The organism is Nocardia sp. NPDC058633 (assembly GCF_042717045.1).
Lineage (GTDB): Bacteria > Actinomycetota > Actinomycetes > Mycobacteriales > Mycobacteriaceae > Nocardia.
Genome location: NZ_JBHXRA010000025.1, coordinates 1 through 22,756, shown reverse-complemented (window position 1 = coordinate 22,756; position 22,756 = coordinate 1). Strand labels below are relative to the sequence as shown.

At 68.5% G+C, this 22,756-nt stretch carries 21 protein-coding genes; 10 read left to right on the top strand and 11 right to left on the bottom strand.

The window, feature by feature from the left end:
• Positions 1 to 35: 35 nt before the first annotated feature.
• The 4 genes from ACFWUR_RS27155 to sucB are packed head-to-tail and all read right to left on the bottom strand — an operon-like array spanning position 36 to position 4,555.
• Positions 36 to 1,376, bottom strand: a complete 1,341-nt coding sequence (locus ACFWUR_RS27155; RefSeq protein WP_378910566.1) for a hypothetical protein — start codon at positions 1,374 to 1,376, stop codon at positions 36 to 38.
• Between the two features lie 13 nt (positions 1,377 to 1,389).
• Positions 1,390 to 1,893 carry a GNAT family N-acetyltransferase gene (locus ACFWUR_RS27150; protein WP_378910565.1) on the bottom strand — a complete coding sequence of 168 codons (504 nt, stop codon included), beginning with the start codon at positions 1,891 to 1,893 and terminating at the stop codon, positions 1,390 to 1,392.
• 7 nt (positions 1,894 to 1,900) lie between these two features.
• The gene (locus tag ACFWUR_RS27145; RefSeq protein ID WP_378910563.1) at positions 1,901 to 2,794 is read right to left on the bottom strand and encodes a TIGR01777 family oxidoreductase; all 894 of its coding nucleotides are present in this window, start codon (positions 2,792 to 2,794) and stop codon (positions 1,901 to 1,903) included.
• A gap of 12 nt (positions 2,795 to 2,806) precedes the next feature.
• Positions 2,807 to 4,555 carry a 2-oxoglutarate dehydrogenase, E2 component, dihydrolipoamide succinyltransferase gene (gene sucB / locus ACFWUR_RS27140; protein ID WP_378910561.1) on the bottom strand — a complete coding sequence of 583 codons (1,749 nt, stop codon included), beginning with the start codon at positions 4,553 to 4,555 and terminating at the stop codon, positions 2,807 to 2,809.
• Positions 4,556 to 4,787: 232 nt separating this feature from the next.
• Here sucB and ACFWUR_RS27135 point away from each other — a divergent pair, with 232 nt between their 5' ends.
• On the top strand, positions 4,788 to 5,138 hold the full coding sequence (locus ACFWUR_RS27135) for an oxidoreductase (RefSeq protein WP_378910560.1): 351 nt from the start codon (positions 4,788 to 4,790) through the stop codon (positions 5,136 to 5,138).
• Here ACFWUR_RS27135 and ACFWUR_RS27130 read toward each other — a convergent pair whose 3' ends face one another.
• Entirely contained in the window at positions 5,139 to 6,647 is a 1,509-nt protein-coding gene (locus ACFWUR_RS27130; protein ID WP_378910559.1) for a leucyl aminopeptidase, read from the bottom strand. It abuts the gene before it with no gap.
• A gap of 147 nt (positions 6,648 to 6,794) precedes the next feature.
• Here ACFWUR_RS27130 and ACFWUR_RS27125 point away from each other — a divergent pair, with 147 nt between their 5' ends.
• The 4 genes from ACFWUR_RS27125 to ACFWUR_RS27110 are packed head-to-tail and all read left to right on the top strand — an operon-like array spanning position 6,795 to position 11,438.
• Positions 6,795 to 7,580, top strand: coding sequence for a hypothetical protein (locus tag ACFWUR_RS27125; RefSeq protein ID WP_378910557.1), 786 nt, complete (start codon positions 6,795 to 6,797; stop codon positions 7,578 to 7,580).
• Positions 7,577 to 8,662 (top strand): hypothetical protein, encoded by a 1,086-nt coding sequence (locus tag ACFWUR_RS27120; protein ID WP_378910555.1) that lies wholly within the window; start codon positions 7,577 to 7,579, stop codon positions 8,660 to 8,662. Before ACFWUR_RS27125 ends, ACFWUR_RS27120 begins: the two co-directional genes overlap by 4 nt.
• Entirely contained in the window at positions 8,659 to 10,140 is a 1,482-nt protein-coding gene (locus ACFWUR_RS27115; RefSeq protein ID WP_378910554.1) for a hypothetical protein, read from the top strand. Before ACFWUR_RS27120 ends, ACFWUR_RS27115 begins: the two co-directional genes overlap by 4 nt.
• Positions 10,137 to 11,438, top strand: coding sequence for an AAA domain-containing protein (locus ACFWUR_RS27110; RefSeq protein WP_378910553.1), 1,302 nt, complete (start codon positions 10,137 to 10,139; stop codon positions 11,436 to 11,438). The genes ACFWUR_RS27115 and ACFWUR_RS27110 overlap by 4 nt, the downstream gene beginning before the upstream one ends.
• Positions 11,439 to 11,456: 18 nt before the next feature.
• Here the strand turns inward: ACFWUR_RS27110 and ACFWUR_RS27105 are convergent, their stop codons facing one another.
• Positions 11,457 to 13,412 carry a GMC family oxidoreductase gene (locus ACFWUR_RS27105; RefSeq protein WP_378910551.1) on the bottom strand — a complete coding sequence of 652 codons (1,956 nt, stop codon included), beginning with the start codon at positions 13,410 to 13,412 and terminating at the stop codon, positions 11,457 to 11,459.
• A gap of 108 nt (positions 13,413 to 13,520) precedes the next feature.
• A complete protein-coding gene (locus ACFWUR_RS27100; protein ID WP_378910550.1) occupies positions 13,521 to 14,024 on the bottom strand; it encodes a carboxypeptidase-like regulatory domain-containing protein in 504 nt (167 codons plus the stop codon).
• Positions 14,025 to 14,169: 145 nt separating this feature from the next.
• Between ACFWUR_RS27100 and msrA the strand changes: the two genes are divergently transcribed.
• Both msrA and ACFWUR_RS27090 read left to right on the top strand, forming a co-directional pair.
• The gene (gene msrA, locus ACFWUR_RS27095) at positions 14,170 to 14,685 is read left to right on the top strand and encodes a peptide-methionine (S)-S-oxide reductase MsrA (RefSeq protein WP_378910549.1); all 516 of its coding nucleotides are present in this window, start codon (positions 14,170 to 14,172) and stop codon (positions 14,683 to 14,685) included.
• A gap of 108 nt (positions 14,686 to 14,793) precedes the next feature.
• Entirely contained in the window at positions 14,794 to 15,822 is a 1,029-nt protein-coding gene (locus ACFWUR_RS27090) for a hypothetical protein (protein ID WP_378910548.1), read from the top strand.
• Between the two features lie 54 nt (positions 15,823 to 15,876).
• Here the strand turns inward: ACFWUR_RS27090 and ACFWUR_RS27085 are convergent, their stop codons facing one another.
• Complete coding sequence (locus ACFWUR_RS27085) at positions 15,877 to 16,125, bottom strand: hypothetical protein (protein WP_378910547.1); 249 nt, start codon at positions 16,123 to 16,125, stop codon at positions 15,877 to 15,879.
• A 114-nt stretch (positions 16,126 to 16,239) separates the two neighbouring features.
• On the opposite strand from ACFWUR_RS27085, the gene ACFWUR_RS27080 reads away from it, so the two are divergent.
• Positions 16,240 to 17,274, top strand: coding sequence for a hypothetical protein (locus tag ACFWUR_RS27080; RefSeq protein WP_378910614.1), 1,035 nt, complete (start codon positions 16,240 to 16,242; stop codon positions 17,272 to 17,274).
• Positions 17,275 to 17,288: 14 nt separating this feature from the next.
• Here the strand turns inward: ACFWUR_RS27080 and ACFWUR_RS27075 are convergent, their stop codons facing one another.
• From ACFWUR_RS27075 to ACFWUR_RS27065, 3 genes are all read right to left on the bottom strand, one after another.
• Positions 17,289 to 17,942, bottom strand: coding sequence for a nucleotidyltransferase domain-containing protein (locus ACFWUR_RS27075; protein WP_378910545.1), 654 nt, complete (start codon positions 17,940 to 17,942; stop codon positions 17,289 to 17,291).
• Positions 17,943 to 18,021: 79 nt separating this feature from the next.
• Complete coding sequence (locus ACFWUR_RS27070) at positions 18,022 to 19,647, bottom strand: phosphatase PAP2 family protein (RefSeq protein ID WP_378910544.1); 1,626 nt, start codon at positions 19,645 to 19,647, stop codon at positions 18,022 to 18,024.
• 165 nt (positions 19,648 to 19,812) lie between these two features.
• A complete protein-coding gene (locus tag ACFWUR_RS27065) occupies positions 19,813 to 19,947 on the bottom strand; it encodes a hypothetical protein (protein WP_378910543.1) in 135 nt (44 codons plus the stop codon).
• A gap of 109 nt (positions 19,948 to 20,056) precedes the next feature.
• Between ACFWUR_RS27065 and gcvT the strand changes: the two genes are divergently transcribed.
• Positions 20,057 to 21,157 (top strand): glycine cleavage system aminomethyltransferase GcvT, encoded by a 1,101-nt coding sequence (gene gcvT / locus ACFWUR_RS27060; protein WP_378910542.1) that lies wholly within the window; start codon positions 20,057 to 20,059, stop codon positions 21,155 to 21,157.
• 89 nt (positions 21,158 to 21,246) lie between these two features.
• Positions 21,247 to 22,344, top strand: coding sequence for a branched-chain amino acid aminotransferase (locus ACFWUR_RS27055; RefSeq protein ID WP_378910541.1), 1,098 nt, complete (start codon positions 21,247 to 21,249; stop codon positions 22,342 to 22,344).
• The last annotated feature ends 412 nt before the right edge of the window (positions 22,345 to 22,756 follow it).

Genomic DNA, 22,756 nt, shown 5'->3' with positions numbered 1-22,756 from the left:
ACGTTACGCCCTCGGGTTGCCGGGGCGACGTGCGGTCATCGCGCCCATGCGGGGCGGGTAAACGCGTCGACGGGCGGGTTGTCGCGAAGCTTCTTGTCGAGCAGCCAGGTCCAGCCCGGTCGCCACTCGTTCGACCTACGGCGCATCTCGGAGATGAAAACGTCGAGACCAACAGCGCAACGGAGGTAACCGGTCGTCCACTCGGGGAAGTGGTCGTACACGCGTTCGATATCGATGGCGGTAGGGGTCACGCGGATGCGCAGGAGGAACCAAGTCCCTCGTCGGCGATGGCTTTCCACGGCGCGGAGTTCGTGGGCCAGGTCGGTCGGGTCCGGAGCGATCGGGATGCCCTCGGCATTGTGTAGTCCGGTGTGGCCGGCGGTTCCGTAGGGCAGTTCCGCCTCGGTGAGGACTCGCTGTTCGGGGATCACCTGGGTTCCGTCAGCGGTGCGTAAGTCATAAGTGGTGGCCCCACCCATACAGGTGATGAATGTGATCGAACCACCGTGCTCGTCGGCTGTGCCGCGCAGCGAGTCGAGTAGCGCGCGGAGTTCGTCGGAATCCGGTGGAGTGGGTCGCCCGAGGTCGGTAGCCGCGTGCATCGCTGTCTCGACGAGCTGCCACCACTGCCGATCATCGATTCGCGGTACTCGAAGACGGTGGGCGGGCACGGATGTTCCCGCGGGCATCGGTGCGACGGCGACAGCGCTGTTCGCCAAAATGCCGCCGGCGCGCAGGGTCTCCGAGACCGCGGCGATATCGAACGAGAGGTCGGCGAAAGGCGCAAGGTGGGATTGCTCGACTCTCCGTTCCAGTGCGGTGGCCAACAGTTCTCGCAGATGACCGTCGGCTACCGCGGGCAAATCGGCGCACATCCACCGGAGCAGTTCGTCGAGGTCGGCGGCGGCCTGCTCGGAGCAGCAATAGCCGCGGATCGCATCCTCGACGCCATCGGCGTCGACCGAGTCCGGGTAATTCGATCGTGCCCACCGTGCACCGTCCCACCAATACGCGAAACTGAAGGGGCTCGATCTGGAATCGGAACCACCGACGGATTCGATGTCGGCAATCCACTCCCACGGCAGTGCGGCCGGTGCGTCCGCGAACAAATTCAGTGGGATGTCGCGTAAGTCCACGGTGTTGCGAAAGTTCGAGCCGATGAGCAGAAAACGGGCACAGTCGAACCGCGCCAGCCGCCACCAGTTGCCCTCGAGGTCGAGAAAGAGGGAGCCGTCTTCGGCGATGTGGGCGAACTTCGCCCATGTTTGGTCCATCCCTGCCGACAACGCGGCCTTGACCACTCCGAAGGTCCACAGAGTCTCCGGATGCGGCACGTCGGAAGGAAGAGCAGGTAGGTGAAAGTCGTTGTCGCACATGGACAACAGTGAATCACGGCTGGATGGGGAAGTTTCGCTGCATGAGGGTGAGGTCCATCCAGCGGCCGAATTTGTGGCCGACCTCGGGGAGCTCGCCGACGGTGTGGAAGCCGAAGCGTTCGTGCAGGACGATCGAGGCGCTGTTGCTGGATTCGATGGCGGCGATCATGGCGTGCACGCGACCGGAATCGATGGCGCGCGCGATCAATTCGGTGAGCAGGGTGGTGGCTACGCCTCGGCGCTGGAAGTGGTTGTCGACGTAGACGGAGTTCTCGACGGTGAAGCGGTAGCCGGTTTTGGGGCGCCATCGGCCGTAGGAGGCGTAGCCGGCCACCTCGCCGTCGATCTCGGCGACGAGGATCGGCATGTCGGCCTCGGTGCGGGTGGTGAACCAGGTGAGGCGGTCGTCGAGGTCGACTTCGTCGGTGTCCCAGATCGCGGTCGACTCGGCGATGTTGGTGTTGTGGATGGCCAGTACGGCGGGCAGGTCGGCCTTGTCGGCGTCGCGGATCAGCACGGTGGCCTCACTGGGGGCCGACGGCGGCGGTCAGCGCGGCGCCGATGGTCGGGTGCTGGTAGGTGTAGCCGGCCTCTTCCAGCACCGCGGGAATGGCGCGCGGCCCGTGCAGAATCGATGCGGCCAGCTCACCGACGAGGGCGTGCAAGGCGAAGCCGGGGACGAGGAACGGGGTCGGGCGGTGCAGGGCTCGGCCGAGGGCCCGGGTGAATTCCGCGTTGGTGACCGGCGCGGGGCCCGTGGCGTTGATCGGGCCGCAGATCTCGGGATGGGTGAGCGCGAAGACGATGGCGCCGACCTCGTCGTCGAGGGAGATCCACGGAAGGTACTGGCGGCCACTGCCGAGGCGTCCGCCCAGGCCGACCCAGTACAGCGGGTGCAGTTTGGCGAGCATGCCGCCGTTGCGGGCCAGCACCACGGCGCTGCGCATCAGCACGGTGCGCACGCCCGCTTCGGCTGCCGGTTCGGTGGCGGCTTCCCAGTCCCGGCACAGCGTGGCGAGGAAATCTGTTCCGGCAGGCGATGTCTCGTCGATGACGGCGTCACCGGTCTCGCCGCCGTAGTAGTGCGCGCCGCTGGCGTTGACCAGCGTCGGCACCCCGGCGGCGGCGACGGCGGTGGCCAGGACGTCGGTGGGGGTGATGCGACTGTCACGTAGTAACTGCTTGTAGCTGCCGTTCCAGCGGCGATCGGCGATGCCCACACCGCAGAGGTTCACGACCGCGTCGGCCCCGCGCAACGCCCGCTCGTCGAGCTGGGCGCGCGCGGGATCCCACGTGAATTCGTCCGGCGCGGCGGCGGGGCGCCGGACCAGGCGGGAGACCTGGTGCCCGTCGCGGCGTAGTGCCGCGACGAGCGCCGTCCCGATCAGGCCGGAGGAACCGGCGATGACCACCTTCATCGAATTCCTCGGCTACAGGCCGAGATCGGCCTCGAACGCCGAATCTTCCAAGCGGTGCTTGATGGTGGAGACGAACCGGCCCGCGTCGGCACCGTCGATGAGACGGTGATCGTAGGTGAGCGGCAGGTACACCATCGAGCGCACGCCGATGGACTCGCCACCGGCCTCGTCGGTCACCACCACCGGGCGCTTGACGATCGCGCCGGTGCCGAGCATGGCCGCCTGCGGCGGAACCAGGATCGGGGTGTCGAACAGCGCGCCCTCGCTACCGATGTTGGTGATGGTGAAGGTGCCGCCGGACAGCTCGTCGGGCTTGAGCCCACCGGTGCGCGCGCGGTTGGCGATGTCGGCGATCGCGCGGGCCAGCCCGGCCAGCGACAGGTCGCTGGCGTTGTGGATGACCGGCGAGAGCAGGCCCTGCTCGGTGTCGACCGCGATACCCAGGTGCACCGACGCGTGGTAGGTGATCTCTTTGGTGTCCTCGTTGTAGGACGCGTTCACGTTCGGGTGCACACCGAGCGCCTCGACGACGGCCTTCGCGAAGAACGGCAGGTACGTGAGGTTGACGCCCTCGCGTGCCTTGAACGAAGCCTTCGCGAGCTGACGCAGATGCGCGATCTTGGTGACGTCGGCCTCGTGGACCTGGGTCAGCTGCGCGGTGCTCTGCAGCGATTCGCGCGTCTTCGTCGCGGTGATCTGGCGAATCCGGCTGGCCTTCTGCGTGGTGCCGACGAGGGCGGCCAGCTTCGGGGCGGCGGACTGCTTGGCCGCGGGTGCGGCCGGTGCTGCGGCAGCGGCCGGAGCCGGTGCGGCGGCGGGCGCCTTCTTGGCCTCGGCGGCGGCGAGCACGTCCTGCTTGCGGATGCGGCCGCCGACACCGGAACCGGTGATGCTCGACAGGTCGACGTTGTTCTCGTCGGCCAGCTTGCGGACCAGCGGGGTCACGTACGGGGTACTGCCGTTCGACGATGCCGGGGCAGGCGCGGACGCGGCAGGCGCGGGCTTGGGCGCCGGTGCCGACTTCGGTTCCGGTGCGGGCTTCGGAGCGGGCGCCGCGGCAGCGGGCTCGGGCTTCGGAGCGGGCTCGGGTTCCGGGGCGGGCTCGGGCTCGGGTTCCGGAGCCGGTGCGGCGGCTGCGGGCTCGCCGCTACCGATCACACCCAGCTGACCACCCACATCGATGACGTCGTCTTCCTGCGCCGTGATCTCGAGCAGCGTGCCCGCGACCGGCGACGGGATCTCGGTGTCGACCTTGTCGGTGGACACCTCGAGCAGCGGCTCGTCGACGGCGACGGTGTCACCGACGGCCTTGAGCCATCGGGTGACGGTGCCCTCGGTGACCGACTCGCCCAGTTCGGGCATCTTCACGGGTGTGCCGGACGCGGCGGAGGCGGCAGGCGCGGCGGCCGGGGCGGGTGCCTCGGCAGCGGGGGCCTGCGCGGCCGGCTCGGGTTCGGGCTCGGGCGCCGGTTCGGGGGCGGCGGGTTCGGCAGCGGGCGCAGGAGCGGTGGCGGGGGTTTCGTCGGCATCGCTGATCACACCGAGTTCACCGCCGACCTCGACGATGTCGTCTTCCTGGGCCACGATCTTGGAGAGCACGCCCGCGGTCGGCGACGGGATCTCGGTGTCGACCTTGTCGGTGGAGACTTCGAGCAGTGGTTCGTCGACCTCGACCGTGTCTCCTTCCTGCTTCAGCCACCTGGTCACCGTGCCCTCGGTGACGCTCTCACCAAGGGCTGGCATCTGGACGGAGAAGGCCATGTCCTCTGACTCCTCTGAGTGTGTACCCGGCGGACATTCGTCGCGGGTCGCGGCTTTCGTCCACCCCGCCGGTCTCGGCGGAGCACCCGGGAAACGTTGGTTCTTGTTCCGGCAACCATCCTTGCACTCGCTCGCCGCCGGTGTAGCGCAGGGCGGCGATCCGGGCGAAGCTGGCACCATGGAATGTACGGCGGTGAGCAGAATTCCGCCGGAATGTAGGAGGTCGAGCCGGATGGGTTTGCTGGATCGTTTCCGCGGTGGGCGCGGTGCGAGCAGGTCAGGCGCTCGCGAGAGCGCGTCGGAGGTGAGCGCGTTGGCGGACTGGGCGCGGACGCGCCGCGGCGTCGAAGCTTTCGTCGAACCCAAAACGACTGTGACCGATGTCACAGCGGTGTTGGTGGCCGCGGACGGCGAATGGACCCGGCGCATCGTCGGGGAGAAAGGCGCGCGGCGGTTGGCAGGCGCGTTGAAGGTTCCGGTCTACGACGTCAACCGGACCGGCTATCCGCAACGCATGCGCGACTTCGATGCCCGCCGCCGCATCGAGCAGCGGCGGGCTCGCGAAGCCGAACTGGAGGAGTGACTACTGCGCGCCGATCTCCTCGATCACGGTGATCAGCGTGCGCACCGGGACGCCGGTGCCGCCCTTGCCGATGTAGCCGAACGGGCCACCGGTGTTGTAGGCCGGACCTGCGACATCGAGGTGGGCCCACTGCACACCCTCGGGGACGAAGTCCTTGAGGAACAGCGCGGCCGAGAGCATGCCGCCCCAGCGGTGCGGTGCGACATTGGCCAGGTCGGCGACCTTGGAGTTGAGGTCGGCGCGCAGCTCGGCGGGCAGCGGCATGGCCCAGCCGTTCTCGCCGACCGCACGCGAGGTCGCGGCGACGCGGTCGCGGAATTCCTCGGTGCCCATCACGCCCGGCGTGCGGGTGCCGAGGGCGACCATCTGGGCGCCGGTGAGGGTGGCGACGTCGATCAGGTAGTCGGGATCGTCCTCGACCGCGCGCACGATGGCGTCGGCCAGGATGAGCCGGCCCTCGGCGTCGGTGTTGATGACCTCGACGGTGGTGCCGCCGTACTGGGTGAGCACGTCGCCGGGGCGCTGCGCGGTAGCCGATGGCATGTTCTCGGCCATCGGCACGGTGGCGGTGACGGTGACGGGCAGGCCGAGACGCCCGGCCAGCAGCACGGTCGCGATGACCGCCGCGGCGCCCGCCATGTCGGAGGTCATGTTCTCCATGTTGGCGGCGGGCTTGATCGAGATGCCGCCGGTGTCGAAGGTGATGCCCTTGCCGACGAGCGCGATCTTCTTCGGACCGCCCGCGTAGGTGATCCGCACCAGTCGCGGCGGACGCGAGGAGCCCTGGCCGACGCCGATGATCCCGCCGTAACCGGCCGCGGCGAGCGCGTTCTCATCGAGCACCTCGACCTCGAGACCCGCGCCCTCGGCGAGGACGCGAGCCCGATCGGCGAACTCGGCCGGGTAGAGCGCACTCGGCGGGGTGTTGACGAAATCGCGGGCGGTGGCGATGGCCTCGGCCACCAGCTGGGCGCGCAGCAGTTCGAGGGTGCCGAATTCGGGTTCGGGGACGAGCAATTCGACGCGGACCACCGGACGCTCGTCCGGCTTGGGCGCACTCTTGGACTTGAAGGTGGAGAAGGTGTACGCGCCGAGGTAGAAACCTTCGGCGGCGGCACCGAGATCGATGCCGGACAGGGTGGTGGCGACGAGTTCGGTGCCGCTGAGCGCGCGTCCGGCGACACCGGCGCTGCGGCGCACCTGTTCGGCGTCGATCTTGTCGGCGGCGCCGAGGCCGACGGCGAGCACACTGGTGACGTCGGCCAGTGCCGACGGTGCGGGCACCCGGGTGAGCTCCTCGGGCTTGCCCTTGGCGCCGACCGAGCCGAGCGCGTCCAGCAGTTCCGCGCGAACCTCGGCGGTGAGCACGTCGCCGAACAGGTCGGCGGGGACGATGGCCGGTCCGTTCTCCGAGGATGTCAACCCGATCACCAGCACATCGGTGTCCGCGGCAATGGTTTCGGTGCGCGCCAATTCCGGTCCGAGTGAACGATCTGCAACAGCTGTCATTGCCCCAGGTTATTCGTTCGCTTTCGGGGCTCGCATCACGAGTCCGGGTGTGTGGCGGTGAGCCGCGCACACTCGGCGGCTCGCGCCGGTCGCGGAAATACTGGGAATTACTGGACAATACTGGTAGCTGTGGATACGCTCCGTCTCGTGACGGACTCGGCTGAGGAGCTGGAGGTGCGCATCTCCGGTTTGCGGGCCGAGGTGCGGCGCGCGGCCGCCGGTGGGGATCGGGCCGGGGCTCGGCAATTGCGTGCCGAATTGCGCAAGGCCGAGTTGGCCTGGGACGCGGCGGTTCTCGGGTCGGTTCCGGAAGAGGCCTCGGACGCGCCGGGTGTGCCGGTGCGTGAACATGTGCATCGCGCGCTGACCTTGCTGTCGGTGCCGTCTTCGCCGAAACTCGTGCTCGCCACGCATGACGCGTTCTTCTCCGGTGAACTCCTGCCCGCCCGGCTGACGAGTCTGCGCCGCGACGAGGAACGTTCCTTCCGGTCGGCGCCGTACGCGCGCCCGTACTACCTGTGCGCGGCGCTCACCACCGATCTGCTCGCTCCTGCCCGCGGCTTGATGGCGGTGAGTTCGTGGCCGCTGGAACGGCGGATGGTCGGTCCGTTGAGTCCGCGGGTGGGGCTGCTGGTCTCCGCTGTTCGCTTGGCGGAACATCTTTCGGCGCAGCCTGCGGTGCGAACGTCCGGTTTGCGCGTACTGTGGCGGCTCGCGGTGTCGATTCCCGGTATCTCCAGCGCTCCGGATTCGCTCGACCCGGCGAAGGTCATCGAGGCCGCGCGGCGTGAGCTGGCGGTGCACGAGGACGAGGACGCTCGGCAGCGCTCGATGGCCGCGCGTCGGGCGGCGGATCAGCTGGCGGATCCGGCCGCACAACTATTCGGTGTTCGGCTCGGCGTAGCCGACCGGCGACGAATCGAGGTGAAATGAGCACTCTCGCAGCACAGTTGGACGAGTTGCGCGGCGAAGCCCCCGCGACCAGGCACAATGCCCGCACTATCGCCGCGCTGACGGCTAATCCCGGATGTGCCCGCCGCGCCCTGCTCGACGCGGCGGCGGTGGACAAAACCGTGATCGCCCAATCGTTGGGCTTTCCCCCGCAATTCGGTCAGTCCCAGTTCGCGATCACCCGTGGCAATGCCTTCGAGGCGATGGTGAAGGCGAACGGCTGTGCGGAGCTGCTCGCCCTGTTGCGCGACAAACTGGGCCTCACCATTCCCGAAGTGGCCTACCACGACCTGAATTCGGTCGGGGAGAACACCGGCAACGCGGTGCGTTATCAACGTACGAGGCAATTGTTGAAGAGCACGATCGCGGCGGGCGACGGCACGCTGTTCGATCACCCCATGCTGCGACTCGATATCGCCGGTGCCACCGCCTATCTCGAACCCGATGTGGTGGCCGTGCAGGTGGACGGCAAGTTCCATGTGGTGGAGGTCAAGGCCTTCCCGGTGATCGACGGACAGGCCGATCCGGCGCAGGTGGCGGCGGCCGCGCGTCAGTCGGCGGTGTACGTGATCGCCTTGCGCGAATTGATGGCCGAGATCGGTGAGTCACCGGAGATCGTGTCGCACAATGTGATTCTGGTGTGCGCGAAGGACTTCTCGAACAGGCCGACCGCCGAATTGGTGGATCTGCGCAAACAACTCGCCGTGGTGTCGCGCCAATTGACCAGGCTCACCGCGATTCCCGACCTGCTCGACCTGTTGCCGCCCGAGGCCACCTTCGCGCCGGGGGAGAACCTCGAGAAGACGATCGCCGCCATCCCGGCGCGCTACGCGCCCGAGTGCATGTCGAGTTGTGAGCTCGCCTTCGCCTGTCGCGACGAGGCCCGTACCTGCGGTTCGGTGGACGCGCTCGGTCGTGGGGTGTGCGATGTGGTCGGTGGTATCGACAACATCCACACTGTTCTCGGCTTGGCCGACGGGACACTGGAGCCAGGCCCCGAGCACGCCGACATCACCGCCATGCTGCGGACCGCCCATCGGCTGCGCTGGGAGATCGCCGGATGAGCGTGCTGGCGGCCCTGGCCAAGGCCGAGGCCGTGCGGGCGGGTCGCGCGCAGGCGACCGCGGCGGTGCGCCACATTCATCTCGCCGAGCGGCCGCTGGTCGCAGTCCCGTTGCGGCTGGCGGGGGAGGCGGCGGCGCCGGTGGCGATCATGATCGGCACTTCGCTCGGGGACCAGAACGTCCTGACCGTGCCGCAGCCTCGCGACCGCGTGCTGCGCCTGCGGTTCATCGAGCAACTGGCTGATGTTGTGCTGCCCTATCTTTCGACATTTCTCGTCGAGACCGAGGAGCTCACCAGCAAAGCGGGTGAGACCTACACGCGCTGTCTCGACGCGCCACAGGTGTGGACACCCAATCCCGGCGGCGTGAACTTCCTGAAACTGCTGGGACGGTCGGTGCGGTTCCACCGCGTCGACGGCGACAATCCGGTGCCGGAGTCGATTCCGTTGCTCGGGCGGTGGCTCACCTGGTTCGGTGATCGGGCCGAACATCCCGGGTCGGCGGTGTTGCCCGCGATGACGGCGGCGCTGTCGGCGCACTGGGCATCGGGTCAGTCCACTCTCGAAGACGGCAACCTCGCGGCGCTGCTCGGGTGGATCGATCCGCCGCCCGGGCTGACCGGCGCGGAAGCGGCTGCCCTGGCGGAGGATCCGCTGCTGTCGCCGCCCGCCGGCCCGGCCACCGATCCCGGATTCGACAACGAAGAACTCGCGCCGTTGATCGCCGCCTACAACGCCGCGCTCGACGAGTCCGCGCGATCTGTCGCGGCCGAACGACTCGAGCGTTCGCTGCGTGCCCAGCTCGAACCCACCTGGCGACTGATGTGGCGCTCGATCGATCTGCTGAGCGCGCTGCCGGAAGGGGCCAGCGTCGAGAATCGGTGGACCGATGATCGCGGTGCGTTCTCCCGCTTCGCCGCCGATGTGATGGAGGGGATTCCGCAGGCCCGCCGCGATTCCGCGGTGCCCGCGGTGCGCAGGCTGCTGGAACGTGAACGGGCTTCGGAAGCGCTGCAGGCCCAGTGTGCTTTCGACGATCCGCTGCGCATGCTCGAACATCGGGTGAGTGGCGCAGCATTCCGTGGCACCGTCGTGCACAGTGAACCGGAGCGCCTCGACCGTTCGGGGTCGCGCCCGAAACTGCGCCCGCACATCCACATTCGCACCACCGATCCGTTCATCGCGGTGGTCGGCGAGGAACTGACGTGCGTCGAACGACCGAAGCAGATCGGGCTGGTTGTCGACATCGACGGTGACAACATGGTTCTGGAACTGTCCGGTGGCATGGGTCGCAAACTCATCGCTGAGCCCGGAAGCGTTCCGGAGGAAGGTGATGACCTCGGTTTCGCTCGCTTCAGACCGACGCCGTTCAACGGGATGCTGAATCTGCCCGCGCGCGAGGAGACTCCGTGGACCCACGGCGGTCCGCCACCGGAATGGACGCCGCCCAGCGACGATGAGGGAGAAGAACTCCAGTGACCACTCCGGACGAGGCCGTCGCGGGAATTCTCACCGACCTGCGCGAGGAGAGCCATCGCGCGATCGTGGTCGACTCCCCGCCTGGAGCGGGCAAGTCCACGCTCGTCGTGCGCGCGGCCCGCCAGCTCGCCGAGGACGGCGACCAGCGGATGATCGTCGCCCAGACCAACGAGCAGGTCGACGACCTCATCGACCGCTTGGCCCTCGCCGACCCCGAGCTGCGGATCGGGCGGCTGTCCAGCGCCGCCTACGTGGTGAGCGACCGTGTCGACCGGCACGGCAACGTGCGGGTCGCCAAGCAGCCGGGCGACCTGGTCGACCGCACCATCGTCATCGGTACCGCGGCCAAGTGGGCCACCATCACCGAGGGCAGCTGGTCGCACGCCATCATCGACGAGGCGTATCAGATGCGCTCGGACATGTTGTTGCGCATCGCGAATCGGTTCGATCGCGGGCTGTTCGTGGGCGACCCGGGGCAGCTCGATCCGTTCGCGACCGTCGAAACCGCGCGCTGGGCCGGCCTCACCTGGGATCCGACGATGAGTGCCGTCAGCGTGATGCTCGCCAACAACGACAACATCCCCACCCACCGGTTACCCGTGTCCTGGCGGCTGCCCGCCACCGCGGCGCCAGTGGTGTCGAAGGCGTTCTACCCCTTCACCGAATTCCAGTCCGGCACCGGATTCGGCGACCGGCGCATGGAATTCACGACGCGGGGCATGGGCGGGCCGGTCGACACGGTGCTGGAGGAGGCGGCCGAATCGGGGTGGGGCTGGTACGAATTGCCCGCCCGGCACACCTTGCGCACCGACCGTGCGGCCGTCGCGGCGATCGCGGCGATCGCCGCGCGCCTGGTCGAACGCGGCGCCACCGCGCACTCGGAGTCCGGCAGCCATCCGGTGACCACCGACCGGGTCGCGATCGGCACCGCCCACCGCGACCAGGCCGACGCCATCCGCACCGCGCTGCGTGGCACCTGCGCCGAACCCGTCACCGTCGACACCGCCAACCGGCTCCAAGGGCGCGAGTACGACGTCACCCTCGTGCTGCACCCCCTGTCGGGGCGCCGCGACGCCAGCGCCTTCCACCTAGAGGCGGGCCGACTGTGCGTGCTGGCCTCCCGGCACCGCCACGCCTGCATCCTCGTCGGTCGGGCGGGCATCCCCGAACTCCTCGACGCGCACCCTTCCGCCGACCCGGTCCATCTCGGGGTCCCGGTGAAGTTCCCCGACGGCTGGGAAGCGAATCAGGCTGTCCTGAGCCATCTGTCGAAACATCGCGTGCGCGCCGAGCACTGAGCGATCGCGGGCACGCTCCTAGGTCAGCCGCGCGGCCAGCCGCTTCGCGTTCATGTAGCCGATGGCTTCGATGGTGACCATCGGGTTCACGCCGGGGGCGGAAGGGAACGTGGACCCGTCGGCGACCACGATGTTGGGAACGTCCCAGGTGGCGCCGTCGGGGTCGGCGGCCGAGACGTCGGCGGAGCCGCCCATGCGGGCCGAGCCCATGATGTGCAACGCGCCCATCGAGCAGCGGCCGGGGCCGTAGCCCGCCGACCTGGCGGCGGCGTCGAAAGCGGCGAGTGAGCCGTGGGTGCCGGGTTCGAAGCAGACGCCTGCCTGGTGCCCGGAGTAGATCCGTTGCGCACCCGCGGCTTCCAGGATGGAGGCGGCGCCGACGATGCCGGTGTGCAGGTGCTCGGCGTCGTAGTCGGAGAGCCGGTACCTCACCACCGGTTCGCCGGACTTGTCGATCGAGACGGTGCCGGGGTCACGGTCACGGGTGATGATGCCGATGGAGGTAGTCCGGGCGAAATCGAGCATGGCGGCGCGATGTGCCGCCGCGCCGCGCCAGCTCATGAAGCCCGTGGCCAGGCCGGGGTGAACCGGACCGGTCTCGTAGATCACGCCGTAGCCGTTGCCGTCGAGATTCGCGTGCTGCCTGCTGATGCGCGCCTGCAACGCGCCTTCCCACGGGCGCACCTCGTCTTCGAACACGCCGAAGACCGCGGCGGCCGGATGCAGGCGCAGGTGCTGTCCGATGTTCTTGTTGCCCAAGCCGGATCGTCGCAGCAGCGCCGGTGTCTGGATCGCGCCCGCGGCCACCACGACCGCCTTGGCACGCACCGTGATCTCCACGCCCGTGGCGGTGAGCGCAGAAACCGATTCGGCTCGACCCGCTGTGACGGTGATCGCGCGGACATCGGCATCGACCACCAGGCGGGCGCCGTGCTCGGCCGCGTCGGCGAGCCAGGTCTTGGTCGCCGATTGCTTGGCGCCGAGGCGGCATCCATAACCGCAACGCCCACATTCGATCGCGGCGTCACAGGCATCGCTGACGTTGCGCGGCAGCGTGTCCACGTCCCAACCGAGCGCCCGCGCGCCGCGTTCGAGAATGCCGTCGCGCGCCGAGAGCGGCGATCTGCGGTCGGTGACGCCGATCCGCTGGTGCACCGCGGCCAGCGCGTCGCCGAACTCGTCCTCGGCGAACTGCGCGACGCCGGTTTCGGCCCATTCGGCGCGGATCGAGTCGGGTGTGGGCAGCGAGGTGCTCCAGTTGACCACGGTGCCGCCGCCGAGACAGGTGCCCGCGACGAGGGTGATCTGACCCTCCGCCGATGCGGCGGGACCCGGTGCGTACAGGCTGGTCAGGGCGTCGAGTTCGCCGGTGCCGAAATCCTGGTCGTCGTAGTGGTCACCGCGCTCCAGCACGATCACGTCGAGACCGGATTCGGCCAGCACCGCCGCCGCGGCGCCGCCACCGGCGCCGGAGCCGACCACCACGACATCACAGTCGAGCGCGGTGGACTCGGTGAACCGCAGCGGCGACAGCGATGGCTTCGGGGCGGTCTCGAGGCGGCCGACCGGCGCCGGGTAGCCGATTTCCTTCCACAGCGGATTCGTCCCGGTGGGACCGGGGCTCACGTTGTAGGCGAGCAGTGACGCCTGCTTGAGCGCCTGGAAGATCGCCCGGACCGGCGCGAGGCCGGAATCGCCGAGGCGCAGCAGAGCGGCCTCGCGCCGCTGCTGGGAAAGCGTGGAGAACCGGCGCAAGCCGCTGCCTGTGAGCAGGCCGAAGGCGCGAGAATCCCACAGCCCCAACAGCGTTGCGAGCTGCTTGTGGTCGGCCTCACGAGGATTGCGGCCCAGGATCCGGAAGATCGTATCGACCGCGCCGATCTCGGTGGCCGCGGGCAATCCGAGGCTGTCGCCGGGGAGAAACGTATCGCAGATCATTCCCAGCGCGGCCCGCTGTTCGGCTGTCGGTTCCATGCGGAAAGCCCCCCTTGTCACTCTGGGGTGAGTTCTATCACGGGACACGCGACCGCGCTGGGGGTCAACAGGTTTCGGGCCGGGCAGCAACGCCCGGACCCGTCGGGATCAGTCGGCGGTACCGAGAGTGAACTGGATCGTCTTGAGCGACGGCGTCGACAGGTCGACATCGGCCTTGGTGACCGACTGCGCCGCCGAGTCACTGCGATACGCGGTGAGCTGGTAACGGCCGGGTTGCAACCCGCGGAAACTCACCTGGCCGTTGGCCCCGGTGGACATGTGCCGGTGAATATTGTCGCCACACGCGTCGATGCCGGTGAGGACGATCTTGCCGCCCGCGATCGGCCTGCGATCCTTCGCGGTGATCAGCACGGCGTCGATCTGCCCCGCCGCCGCCGGGGTGGCCGCACGGACTCCCCGGTCGTTCTGTCGCGCCTGTCGTCGCTGTTCGCAGGGCGCCGCGTCCTGCGCGATCGAGTCGTCGGCGCCGGGGTGCGCCCCCGCGCTGCCCACCACCACCGCCCCCATCAGAGCTGTTGTCGCCAATCCGATCGCCAAACACTGGGAAATGACAAACCGTGGCATCGCGCCGTCTTCCTCCTGCTTCCTCACCGGACATGAAAGTGCACGTGGACGTTGCTGTGGTAGCGCTCGGGCGGCAACAATACTGACGGGAATTCCGTCGCCGAAACCGGTGTTCCATAGAGGCGGTTCTGGTCGATTCGTGCGACCGTTGAGCCCTCGTGAAGGAGGACGTATGAGTGAGACTCGTAAGGCGATTCTGGCCGGTGGATGCTTCTGGGGCATGCAGGATCTGATCCGTCGTCAGCCCGGCGTGCTGGCCACCAGAGTCGGCTACACCGGCGGGACCAACGACAATCCGACCTACCGCAATCATCCGGGCCACGCCGAGGCCGTCGAGATCGAATACGACCCGGCGCAGACCGATTACCGCGCGCTGCTCGAGTTCCTGTTCCAGATCCACGACCCGACCACCAAGGACCGGCAGGGCAACGATCTCGGTGACAGTTACCGTTCCGCGATCTTCTATCTCGACGACGATCAGCGCCGAATCGCGCTCGACACCATCGCCGATGTCGACGCCTCCGGGCTGTGGCCGGGCAAGGTCGTCACCGAGGTGACCCCGGCGAGCGCGTTCTGGGACGCCGAACCCGAGCACCAGGACTACCTGATCCGCTACCCCGACGGCTACACCTGCCACTTTCCTCGACCCGGCTGGAAACTCCCGAAGCGCGAGAACACCGACAAGTAGCGTTTTCCATATGTCATGATCGGCAGTGTCGGCGTGACCGTGACGTCGGATCGGAGTACTCATATGAGCGGCATCGGCCGTCTCGAACGATGAGGGGAAGCGATTCGGATGACATATGGACAGCAGCAGCCCGGCTATCCGCCGGTGGGACCGGCGCTCAGCGTCGGCGACGCCATCGGGTACGGGTGGACGAAATTCAAAGACAATGCGCTGGTGTGGATCGGGATGGTGGTCATCTCGTTCCTGATCCAGGCGGCGATCAACTTCTTGTTCGGTCTCGGTAACACCACCGAGACCGATGCCGACGGTGGGATCAGTTTCGGGTTCGGCCTGTGGCAGATCATCGGCACCATCGTGAGCACGATTGTCGGATATCTGATCTCGGCGGCATTCGTCCGTGGCGCGCTGCACGAAACCGATGGGCGCAAGCCGGGATTCGGTTCGTTCTTCCAGTTCACGAATGTGGGCGCGGTGATCGTGGCCGGCCTGCTCGTGGGTTTGGCGACCGGCATCGGCGTTCTGCTGTGCATTCTGCCGGGTCTGGTCATCGCGTTCTTCACCTGGTGGACAATGCAGTTCGTGATCGACCGCGATCAAGACGCGGTCACCGCGATCAAGTCGAGTTTCTCGGCGATCTCCAGCAACGCGGGCCCACTGTTGCTGTTGGCGCTGGCGCTGTTCGGTATCAATCTCGTGGGTGCGTTGCTCTGCGGTCTCGGCCTGCTCGTCACCATTCCGTTGACGATCATCGCCTCGACCTATGCCTACCGGGTTGTCACCGGTGGGCCGGTCGCGGGCGCGGCGGCGACTCCTGAGCCGGGCTACCCGCAGCAGTACGGCGGGCCCGCGGGCGGATTCGGTGGGCAGCCGGGTTACGGCGGTCCGGAAGGTGGCCAGGGTTATGGCGGACCCGGCTACGGCGGTCCCCAAGGTGGCCAGGGTTACGGCGGGCCGGGTTACGGTGGCCCCGAAGGTGGCCAGGGTTACGGCGGACCGGGATACGGCGGCCCCGCTGGTGGACCCGGTTACGGCGGCCCCGGCGCTGGTGGTCCGGGCTCCGGTGGTCCCGGCTACCCCGACGGTCCTGATCTGGGCAAGCCCGGTGATCAGGGCTGGGGGCCCGAAGGCAACCGCTGAGGATCGACCCCGAGGGGCGTGCGATGGTCGTCCATCGCACGCCCCTCGTGCTGTTCACTCGCAGCCGATGCCGTTCCCGTCACGGTCGAGGCCGTAGTCGTCGGGTCCGATCACCTGCACGCGGCCGGTGTAGACGGGGCCGTTGCCGCTGCCGCCCTCGCAGTCCACGTCGCTGACGATGGGTAGGCAGGGGGTGTAGGAGTCGTGGCAGTTCGAGGGCTGCGCTCCCGCCACGGTCGGCGTGGCGATCGCGAAGGCGAAGGCCGCGACGGCAGCGGAACCGAGGGTTACGACGTATTTCATTGTGCTCCATTCAATTGTACAGCGGCGCACAGTGTTTCATGGGTGGGTGATTTGTCGGAAGTTCGCTTGTCGGTACCTGCCGGTAGCATCGGGGTCTCGAAACTAGGGGGAGTGATGTGGGGGAAGTGGCGGGCTCGGTCGTGGTGGGTGCGTGGCGTGGTGATCGCGCTCGTCTCGGTGGTGGTGGTGTCGCTGCCGGTGGCGGGGGTGGTGACGGCATTGCTGGTGTACAACATCGGCGATCAGGCCGAACAGGCGCGGACCCGGGGTAAGGACGCGGTCTGGCTCGGGCACGCCTGGGTGGACGGGCGCAAGACCGACGCCGACATCGACGGGCTCGCGACCCTGCTGGCAGGTACCGGAGTTCGGGATCTGTACGTGCACACCGGACCGTTGGAGCACGACGGAAGCCTGCGCGACGATCTGGCACCACGCGCGCAATGGTTCGTCGACGCGGTGCACGCGCGATTACCGGGAATTCGGGTGCAGTCCTGGCTGGGCGACGTCGTGCAGCCCGAATTCGATGGGCTGGACGTGGAATCGGCGGTCTCGCGTGAGCGGGTGGTGGCCTCGGCACGCCGGGTGCTCGCCTACGGATTCGACGGCGTGCACTACGACCTCGAACCCGTCCGCTCGGGATCGCCGGGCTTCCTCGCGCTGCTCGAGGCGACGCGGACCGTGACATCGGCGGCCCACGTGCCACTGTCGGTGTCGGCCCCGGTGATCGATCCGCTACCGGGACTGCATTCGGTGGGGTTGGCGGTCGCCGACCACGGGAAGTGGTGGAGTCAGGCCTATTTCGCCGAGGTGGCACGTCGGGCCGACCAGGTGGCCGTGATGTCGTACGACACGGCGATGCCGACGCGAGCGCTGTACAGCGGGTATGTGGCACAGCAGACCGAGCTGGCCGCCGAAGTGACGCCTACGGGGGTCGACCTGCTGATTGGAGCCCCCGCGTTCTGGGCCGACGACCCGGGCCATCACGGGGCCGCCGAGACCGTCGCCGCGGCGGTGCGGGGGATCCGTCTCGGTCTGACTCGCACCGAGGTGAACCGGGCGAATTTCGGTGTGGCGATGTACGTGGATTTCGCTGCCACACCGCGGGATTGGGCCGACTATCGCAGAGATTGGTGTCGAGCGGCCGACTGAATTCGGCGGCCGTACTACCGCGGGGGTGATTCGACGGTGTTCGCGCAGGTGCGGGTGAGCCACGGGTGGTCGGGGTAGAGCTGGGTCAGCCAGGAGTTCAGACGAGCCAGTCGCTGGTCGGGGAGCAGCGGGAGCACGCGCCGGAAGTCGGCATCGTCCTTGGGGCGGTGGGCTTTTGCCTTGAACAGCAGCACGACCTCGGGAATCAGATAGGGGATGCCGGTGGGGGTGGTGCGGATGAGTTCGGCGTACGGGAGAGTGATGGTGGGGTCGCGGCGGCAGATCCAGGTATCGCCGTCGTGCGGCTCGCGGAAGACGTCGAGATGGAAGGCGCCGGTGAAGGGGTCGCGTAGCCACGTCTGGTGGAGGTCGGGTCGGGTCGCGGCCGCGGGATAGGGCCAGAGCTGCCCGCTGCCGACGACGTCCCATTCGTACTCGGGGAAAGCCGCGGCGATGAGGGGGAAATCTGCTCGCGGGACCGTGATCTCGATGTCGTCGTGGGCCCGGGAGACGGCGCCCGCGAACAGATCGAGAGCCCAGCCGCCCGCGATGCCCCACGGGGTGGGGCAGGCGGCGAGCCGGGCGGCGACCACGCTCGGGGTCCATGGGTCCCAGCGCCGGGCGGCCTCGGTGTCGGTGATCGGACGTCCCCCGTCCGGCGAGCTCATCCATCCATCCTCGGCACCGGTGGTGCGGGGCGCAAGGGTGTTGTGGGCGATGGTGATCGAGACGAGACGGCTTTGTGAGTCAGCGGCGGCGGTCAGTGAGCCAGGCGAGCGGGCGGCGGTGGTGCGGGCGGGGTCGGTCCTCCCAGCGGGGATTGTCCTCGTTGCGGCGGTAGACCGGGATCCGCCCCGCGACGGAGAAGCGCAAAGTGGTGGCGATGCCGACCACTTCGCCGTCGGCGGCGACGGCGACCGGGGTTTTCGAGGTGATGGTGAGCTCCTGCATCTGGCGTTCGCCGTATACGCGACTGTGGCCGATGGCGGCGAGCATCAGGGCGATGACGGCGCGGGTGCGGGAGAAACGGACATCGGCGCGCAGCCAACGGACGTCGAGCAGGCCCTCGTCGAGGCGGGAGCGGAAGGCGGGCACGGCGCCGTGCGGATGGTAGGGGCCGTTGCCGATAAACAGGAACCACATGTCGTGCCAGCGGTCGTCGAGGCGGATGTGGATCGGCTCCGCTCTGCGCAGGGTGACGACGAGAGCGGCGGCGAACGCGGGCCATTTGCCCCAGCGGTCCTCCCACTTCTCGCGCAGGCGCACCAGTTCCGGATAGGCGCCGATGCTGGCGGTGTTGATCAGGTGGTGGGTGTACGGGCCGTCGGGGGTTTCGAAGTCGACCGCGGCGATGTTGACTTCGACGGCTTCGCCCGCGCCGGTGGCGTCGGCGACCTCGCGCAGGTCGTAGACGCCGAGGTCGCGCGCGAAGTGGTTCAGGGTGCCCGCGGGGATGACGACCAAGGGCAGGTTGTTGCGGATCGCGATGGCGGCCGCCGCGGCGATGGTGCCGTCGCCGCCCGCCGCGCCGACCGCGAGGATCGAGGCGCGATCGTCGGCCGTGCCCGCCGTGTCGGCGCGCTCGTCGGACGGTCGATCCGAGGCGGTGTCGCCGACAGCGTCGTCGAGGGCTTCCTGCAACAGTTCGACCGCGTCACGGCCGGGTTCGGTGCGCACCAGTGTCGCCGCGGGCAGTGCCTCGGCGATATCGGTGGTGGGGTCGTAGTTGGAGTCGCCCGAGCGCGGATTCACCAGCAGCAGAAGGCCTTTGCCGTCGGCGAGAATCGGGGCGCCGTGCACGACGTGCGCGTCGGCCTCGTCGGATTCGCGGATCGGCCACCAGCGGCGGGTGGTCAGCGCGATCGCGGTGCCCACGCCCGCGCCGACCAGCACGTCGGAGGGCCAGTGCGCGCCGGTGTGGATGCGCGAATAGGCGACCGCGGCGGCCACCGGCGCCACGGCGAGTGCGGTACGCGGGCTCTCCAGGGCCACGGCCGTGGCGAAGGCGGCGGCGTTGGCGCTGTGGCCGGACGGGAACGACGACGACACCGGGGCGGCGACGAGTCGACGGCCCAGCGGCATCAGTTCGGCCGGTGGCCGTCGACGCGGGATCAGCGTCTTGAGTACGAGGTTGACGACGAAACTGCTGCCGCTCAGCGCGATGACGCCGCGCAGGGCAGCCCGTCGGGGCGGACCGGGCTTCACCGCGAGCGCCGCCGCCACCGCCAGCCACAGCCCGCCGGTGTTGGCCGATCGGGTCAACCGCAGCATGCCGCGGTCGACCGCTGTTTCCGGAATACGCGACACCGCGCGGCTCATCGCGTCGTCCATCCGGGCGACATGACTGAACCGGGCTCGGGGCAACTCACTCACAGTAGGAACCCTACAGCCGTTGGGCATCAGACTCTTTGGACTCCAACAGCGCCACCCCTGCACCCCTCGATGGCAAGGGTGGAGCGCCGTCGGCGGAGAGCGTTCCTACTACGCCGGGATCGAGGGCGGGTTGCAGTCGGCGGTGGGCGGAATCCCCTGGAGCGCTTAGAGGAGGCAGCCGATGTCGATCGAGGAGGAACCCGAACCGCCGCTGCCGGTCTCGGCCTGCGCGACAGGTGTGGCGACGAACAAGGAAGCGGCGACCAACACGGTGCCCGCGGCGATTCTGCGAACGATCATGCCGTCGATCCTCGCACCGAATCGGGAAAAACGAACCCTGCGGACGCCCCCCAATTGCAGGGGCACGGTGCCGATTCGCCGGCCGGTACGGGACCGATAAACTCGTCCCATGACCGACACCGCGCTGCTCGAGGGCCCCATCCACGCTGTTCATGTCGAACTCGGCGCCACCTTCGCTCCGTTCGGTGGGTGGGAGATGCCGGTGCAGTACGCGGGCACGGTCGGCGAGCACACCGCGGTCCGCACCACGGTCGGGCTCTTCGATGTGAGCCACCTCGGCAAGGCGACGGTCGCGGGCCCGGGGGCCGCGGCGTTCGTGAACTCGGCACTGACCAACGACCTGGGTCGGATCCGGCCGGGCAAGGCGCAGTACACGCTGTGCTGTGCCGAAGACGGCGGCGTGATCGACGACCTGATCGCCTACTACGTCAGCGACGACGAGGTGTTCCTCGTGCCGAACGCGGCCAACACCGCCGCGGTGGTCGCCGAGCTGCGCGAAGTGGCGCCCGCGGGGATCACCGTCACCGACCAGCACCGCGACTACGCGGTGTTCGCGGTGCAGGGGCCCAAGGCCACCGAGGTGCTGACCGCGCTCGGGCTGCCCACCGAGATGGAATACATGGCCTACGCCGACGCCGAATGGAAGGGCCGCCCGGTGCGGGTGTGCCGGACCGGCTACACCGGCGAGCACGGCTACGAGTTGCTGCCCACCTGGGACGCCGCGGAGCCGGTGTTCCGCGCGCTGATCGCGCAGGTCGAGGCGGCAGGCGGACAGGCGGCCGGGCTCGGCGCGCGCGACACCCTGCGCACCGAGATGGGCTACCCGCTGCACGGACACGAACTGTCCCTCGACATCACCCCCAACCAGGCCCGCACCGGCTGGGCCGTCGGCTGGAAGAAGCCGCGGTTCTGGGGCAAGGCCGCGCTCGAGCAGGAGAAGTCCGACGGCCCGCGGCGCGCCCTGATGGGGCTCAAAGCCTTGGATCGTGGCGTGCTGCGGCAGGGCCAGACCGTGCTGCGCGACGGCGAGCCGGTCGGCGAGACCACCTCGGGGACGTTCTCCCCCTCGCTGAAGGTCGGCATCGCACTGGCGCTGCTCGACACCGACGCGAAGCTGGAACCCGGCGACGAGGTGGAAGTCGACGTACGCGGGCGCAAGCTGCGCGCGACGGTGGTCAAGCCGCCCTTCGTCGACACCAGGACGAAGTAGTACCCCACGCTGAGTAAGTTCCCCACAGCGGAGACAACTCCCGGCAGTGGGGCGAGACAGTACGAAATCGGCCCGGATAGGATCGCATCATGACAGTCGCTGCACAGTTCACTCGTACCCCGCATCCCGCGCCCACCCCGGCGCAGCGGCGGGAAGAGGTACTGGCGGCCCCCGGTTTCGGACGGTTCTTCACCGATCACATGGTGTCGATCGATTTCGCCGACGGCCAGTGGGGCAATGCGCGCGTCGAACCCTACGGTCCGCTCTCGATGGATCCGGCGACGATGGTGTTCCACTACGGCCAGGCGATCTTCGAAGGACTCAAGGCCTACCGTCAGCCCGGCGGGGAAATCGCGACCTTCCGGATCGACGCCAACGCCGCCCGGTTCCGCCGGTCGGCCGCGCGTATGGCGATGGCGGAACTGCCGGAGGAACTGTTCATCGAATCTGTGCGACAGCTGCTCGACGTCGACGCCGATTGGGTGCCCGCCGCCGGTGGCGAGGATTCGCTGTACCTACGGCCGTTCATGTTCTCCACCGAGGCGGGCCTGGGCGTGAAGCCCGCCTCGGCCTACAAGTACCTGCTGCTCGCCTCACCCGCCGGCGCCTACTTCCCGCGCGGGGTGAAGCCGGTGCGGGTGTGGTTGTCGACCGAATACGTGCGCGCCGCCCCCGGCGGTACCGGTGAAGCGAAAGTGGCGGGCAACTACGCCTCGTCGCTGCTCGCGCAGGCGCAGGCCACCGACGAGGGCTGTGACCAGGTCGTCTGGCTGGATGCCTGCGAGCGCAGCTACGTCGAGGAGATGGGCACCAACAACCTGTTCTTCGTTTTCGGTGCCGGCTCCGAGGCTCGGCTGGTGACTCCCGAGTTGTCCGGTTCGCTGCTGCCCGGTATCACTCGTGACTCGTTGCTCACGCTGGCCGCCGACTCCGGTTACCCGGTGCAGGAGCGCAAGATCTCGGTGGAGGAATGGCGCAAGGGAGCCGAATCCGGGGAGATCACCGAGGTTTTCGCCTGTGGGACCGCTGCGGTGATCACGCCGGTCGGCTGGGTGAAGTCGGCTGAAGGCGAGTTCGCTATCGGGGGTGGGGAGCCTGGTGAGGTGACCATGGCGCTGCGCGATACGTTGACCGGGATTCAGCGGGGGACTTTCGCTGATACGCATGGGTGGATGCGCGCGTTGTAGGGCAGGGGCTACGGGGTGCTCGGGGTGGCTGGGTGCTCGAGTCTTTGGGGTATTGGCCGTCTGGTGAGGCGATGCTGCGCGGCTGCTCGGTGCGGTAGTGGCGTGCGGGCTGGGTAAAGCGGCGGTGTGCGGGCTGCCGGGTGGACCAACGGTGTGGGGGATTGCCCGGGTGAGGCAGTGGTGTGGGGGGATTGCGCGGTTGAGGCAGTGGTGTGGGGGGATTGCGCGGTTGAGACAGTGGCGTGGGGGGATTGCGCGGTTGAGACAGTGGCGTGGGGGATTGCCCGGGGTTGGTAGTCCCAAGCAGGTTTGACGCTGTGTTTTTGGAGCGCTGGCGCGCTCGAGTTCGCGGCCCTGAGGGGCCGCCGGTCAGGCGCCGTTGCTTGCTCCTTCGTCGCGTACGCAACGGCGC

What these genes read in the sequence shown, in the direction of transcription:
- ACFWUR_RS27155 (WP_378910566.1), bottom strand. Translation starts at nt 1,376, where the DNA reads ATGTGCGACAACGACTTTCACCTACCTGCTCTTCCTTCCGACGTGCCG.
- sucB (WP_378910561.1), bottom strand. Translation starts at nt 4,555, where the DNA reads ATGGCCTTCTCCGTCCAGATGCCAGCCCTTGGTGAGAGCGTCACCGAG.
- ACFWUR_RS27145 (WP_378910563.1), bottom strand. Translation starts at nt 2,794, where the DNA reads ATGAAGGTGGTCATCGCCGGTTCCTCCGGCCTGATCGGGACGGCGCTC.
- ACFWUR_RS27130 (WP_378910559.1), bottom strand. Translation starts at nt 6,647, where the DNA reads ATGACAGCTGTTGCAGATCGTTCACTCGGACCGGAATTGGCGCGCACC.
- ACFWUR_RS27090 (WP_378910548.1), top strand. Translation starts at nt 14,794, where the DNA reads ATGACATATGGACAGCAGCAGCCCGGCTATCCGCCGGTGGGACCGGCG.
- ACFWUR_RS27120 (WP_378910555.1), top strand. Translation starts at nt 7,577, where the DNA reads ATGAGCACTCTCGCAGCACAGTTGGACGAGTTGCGCGGCGAAGCCCCC.
- ACFWUR_RS27085 (WP_378910547.1), bottom strand. Translation starts at nt 16,125, where the DNA reads ATGAAATACGTCGTAACCCTCGGTTCCGCTGCCGTCGCGGCCTTCGCC.
- ACFWUR_RS27080 (WP_378910614.1), top strand. Translation starts at nt 16,240, where the DNA reads ATGTGGGGGAAGTGGCGGGCTCGGTCGTGGTGGGTGCGTGGCGTGGTG.
- ACFWUR_RS27135 (WP_378910560.1), top strand. Translation starts at nt 4,788, where the DNA reads ATGGGTTTGCTGGATCGTTTCCGCGGTGGGCGCGGTGCGAGCAGGTCA.
- ACFWUR_RS27065 (WP_378910543.1), bottom strand. Translation starts at nt 19,947, where the DNA reads ATGATCGTTCGCAGAATCGCCGCGGGCACCGTGTTGGTCGCCGCTTCC.
- ACFWUR_RS27055 (WP_378910541.1), top strand. Translation starts at nt 21,247, where the DNA reads ATGACAGTCGCTGCACAGTTCACTCGTACCCCGCATCCCGCGCCCACC.
- gcvT (WP_378910542.1), top strand. Translation starts at nt 20,057, where the DNA reads ATGACCGACACCGCGCTGCTCGAGGGCCCCATCCACGCTGTTCATGTC.
- ACFWUR_RS27115 (WP_378910554.1), top strand. Translation starts at nt 8,659, where the DNA reads ATGAGCGTGCTGGCGGCCCTGGCCAAGGCCGAGGCCGTGCGGGCGGGT.
- ACFWUR_RS27105 (WP_378910551.1), bottom strand. Translation starts at nt 13,412, where the DNA reads ATGGAACCGACAGCCGAACAGCGGGCCGCGCTGGGAATGATCTGCGAT.
- msrA (WP_378910549.1), top strand. Translation starts at nt 14,170, where the DNA reads ATGAGTGAGACTCGTAAGGCGATTCTGGCCGGTGGATGCTTCTGGGGC.
- ACFWUR_RS27075 (WP_378910545.1), bottom strand. Translation starts at nt 17,942, where the DNA reads ATGAGCTCGCCGGACGGGGGACGTCCGATCACCGACACCGAGGCCGCC.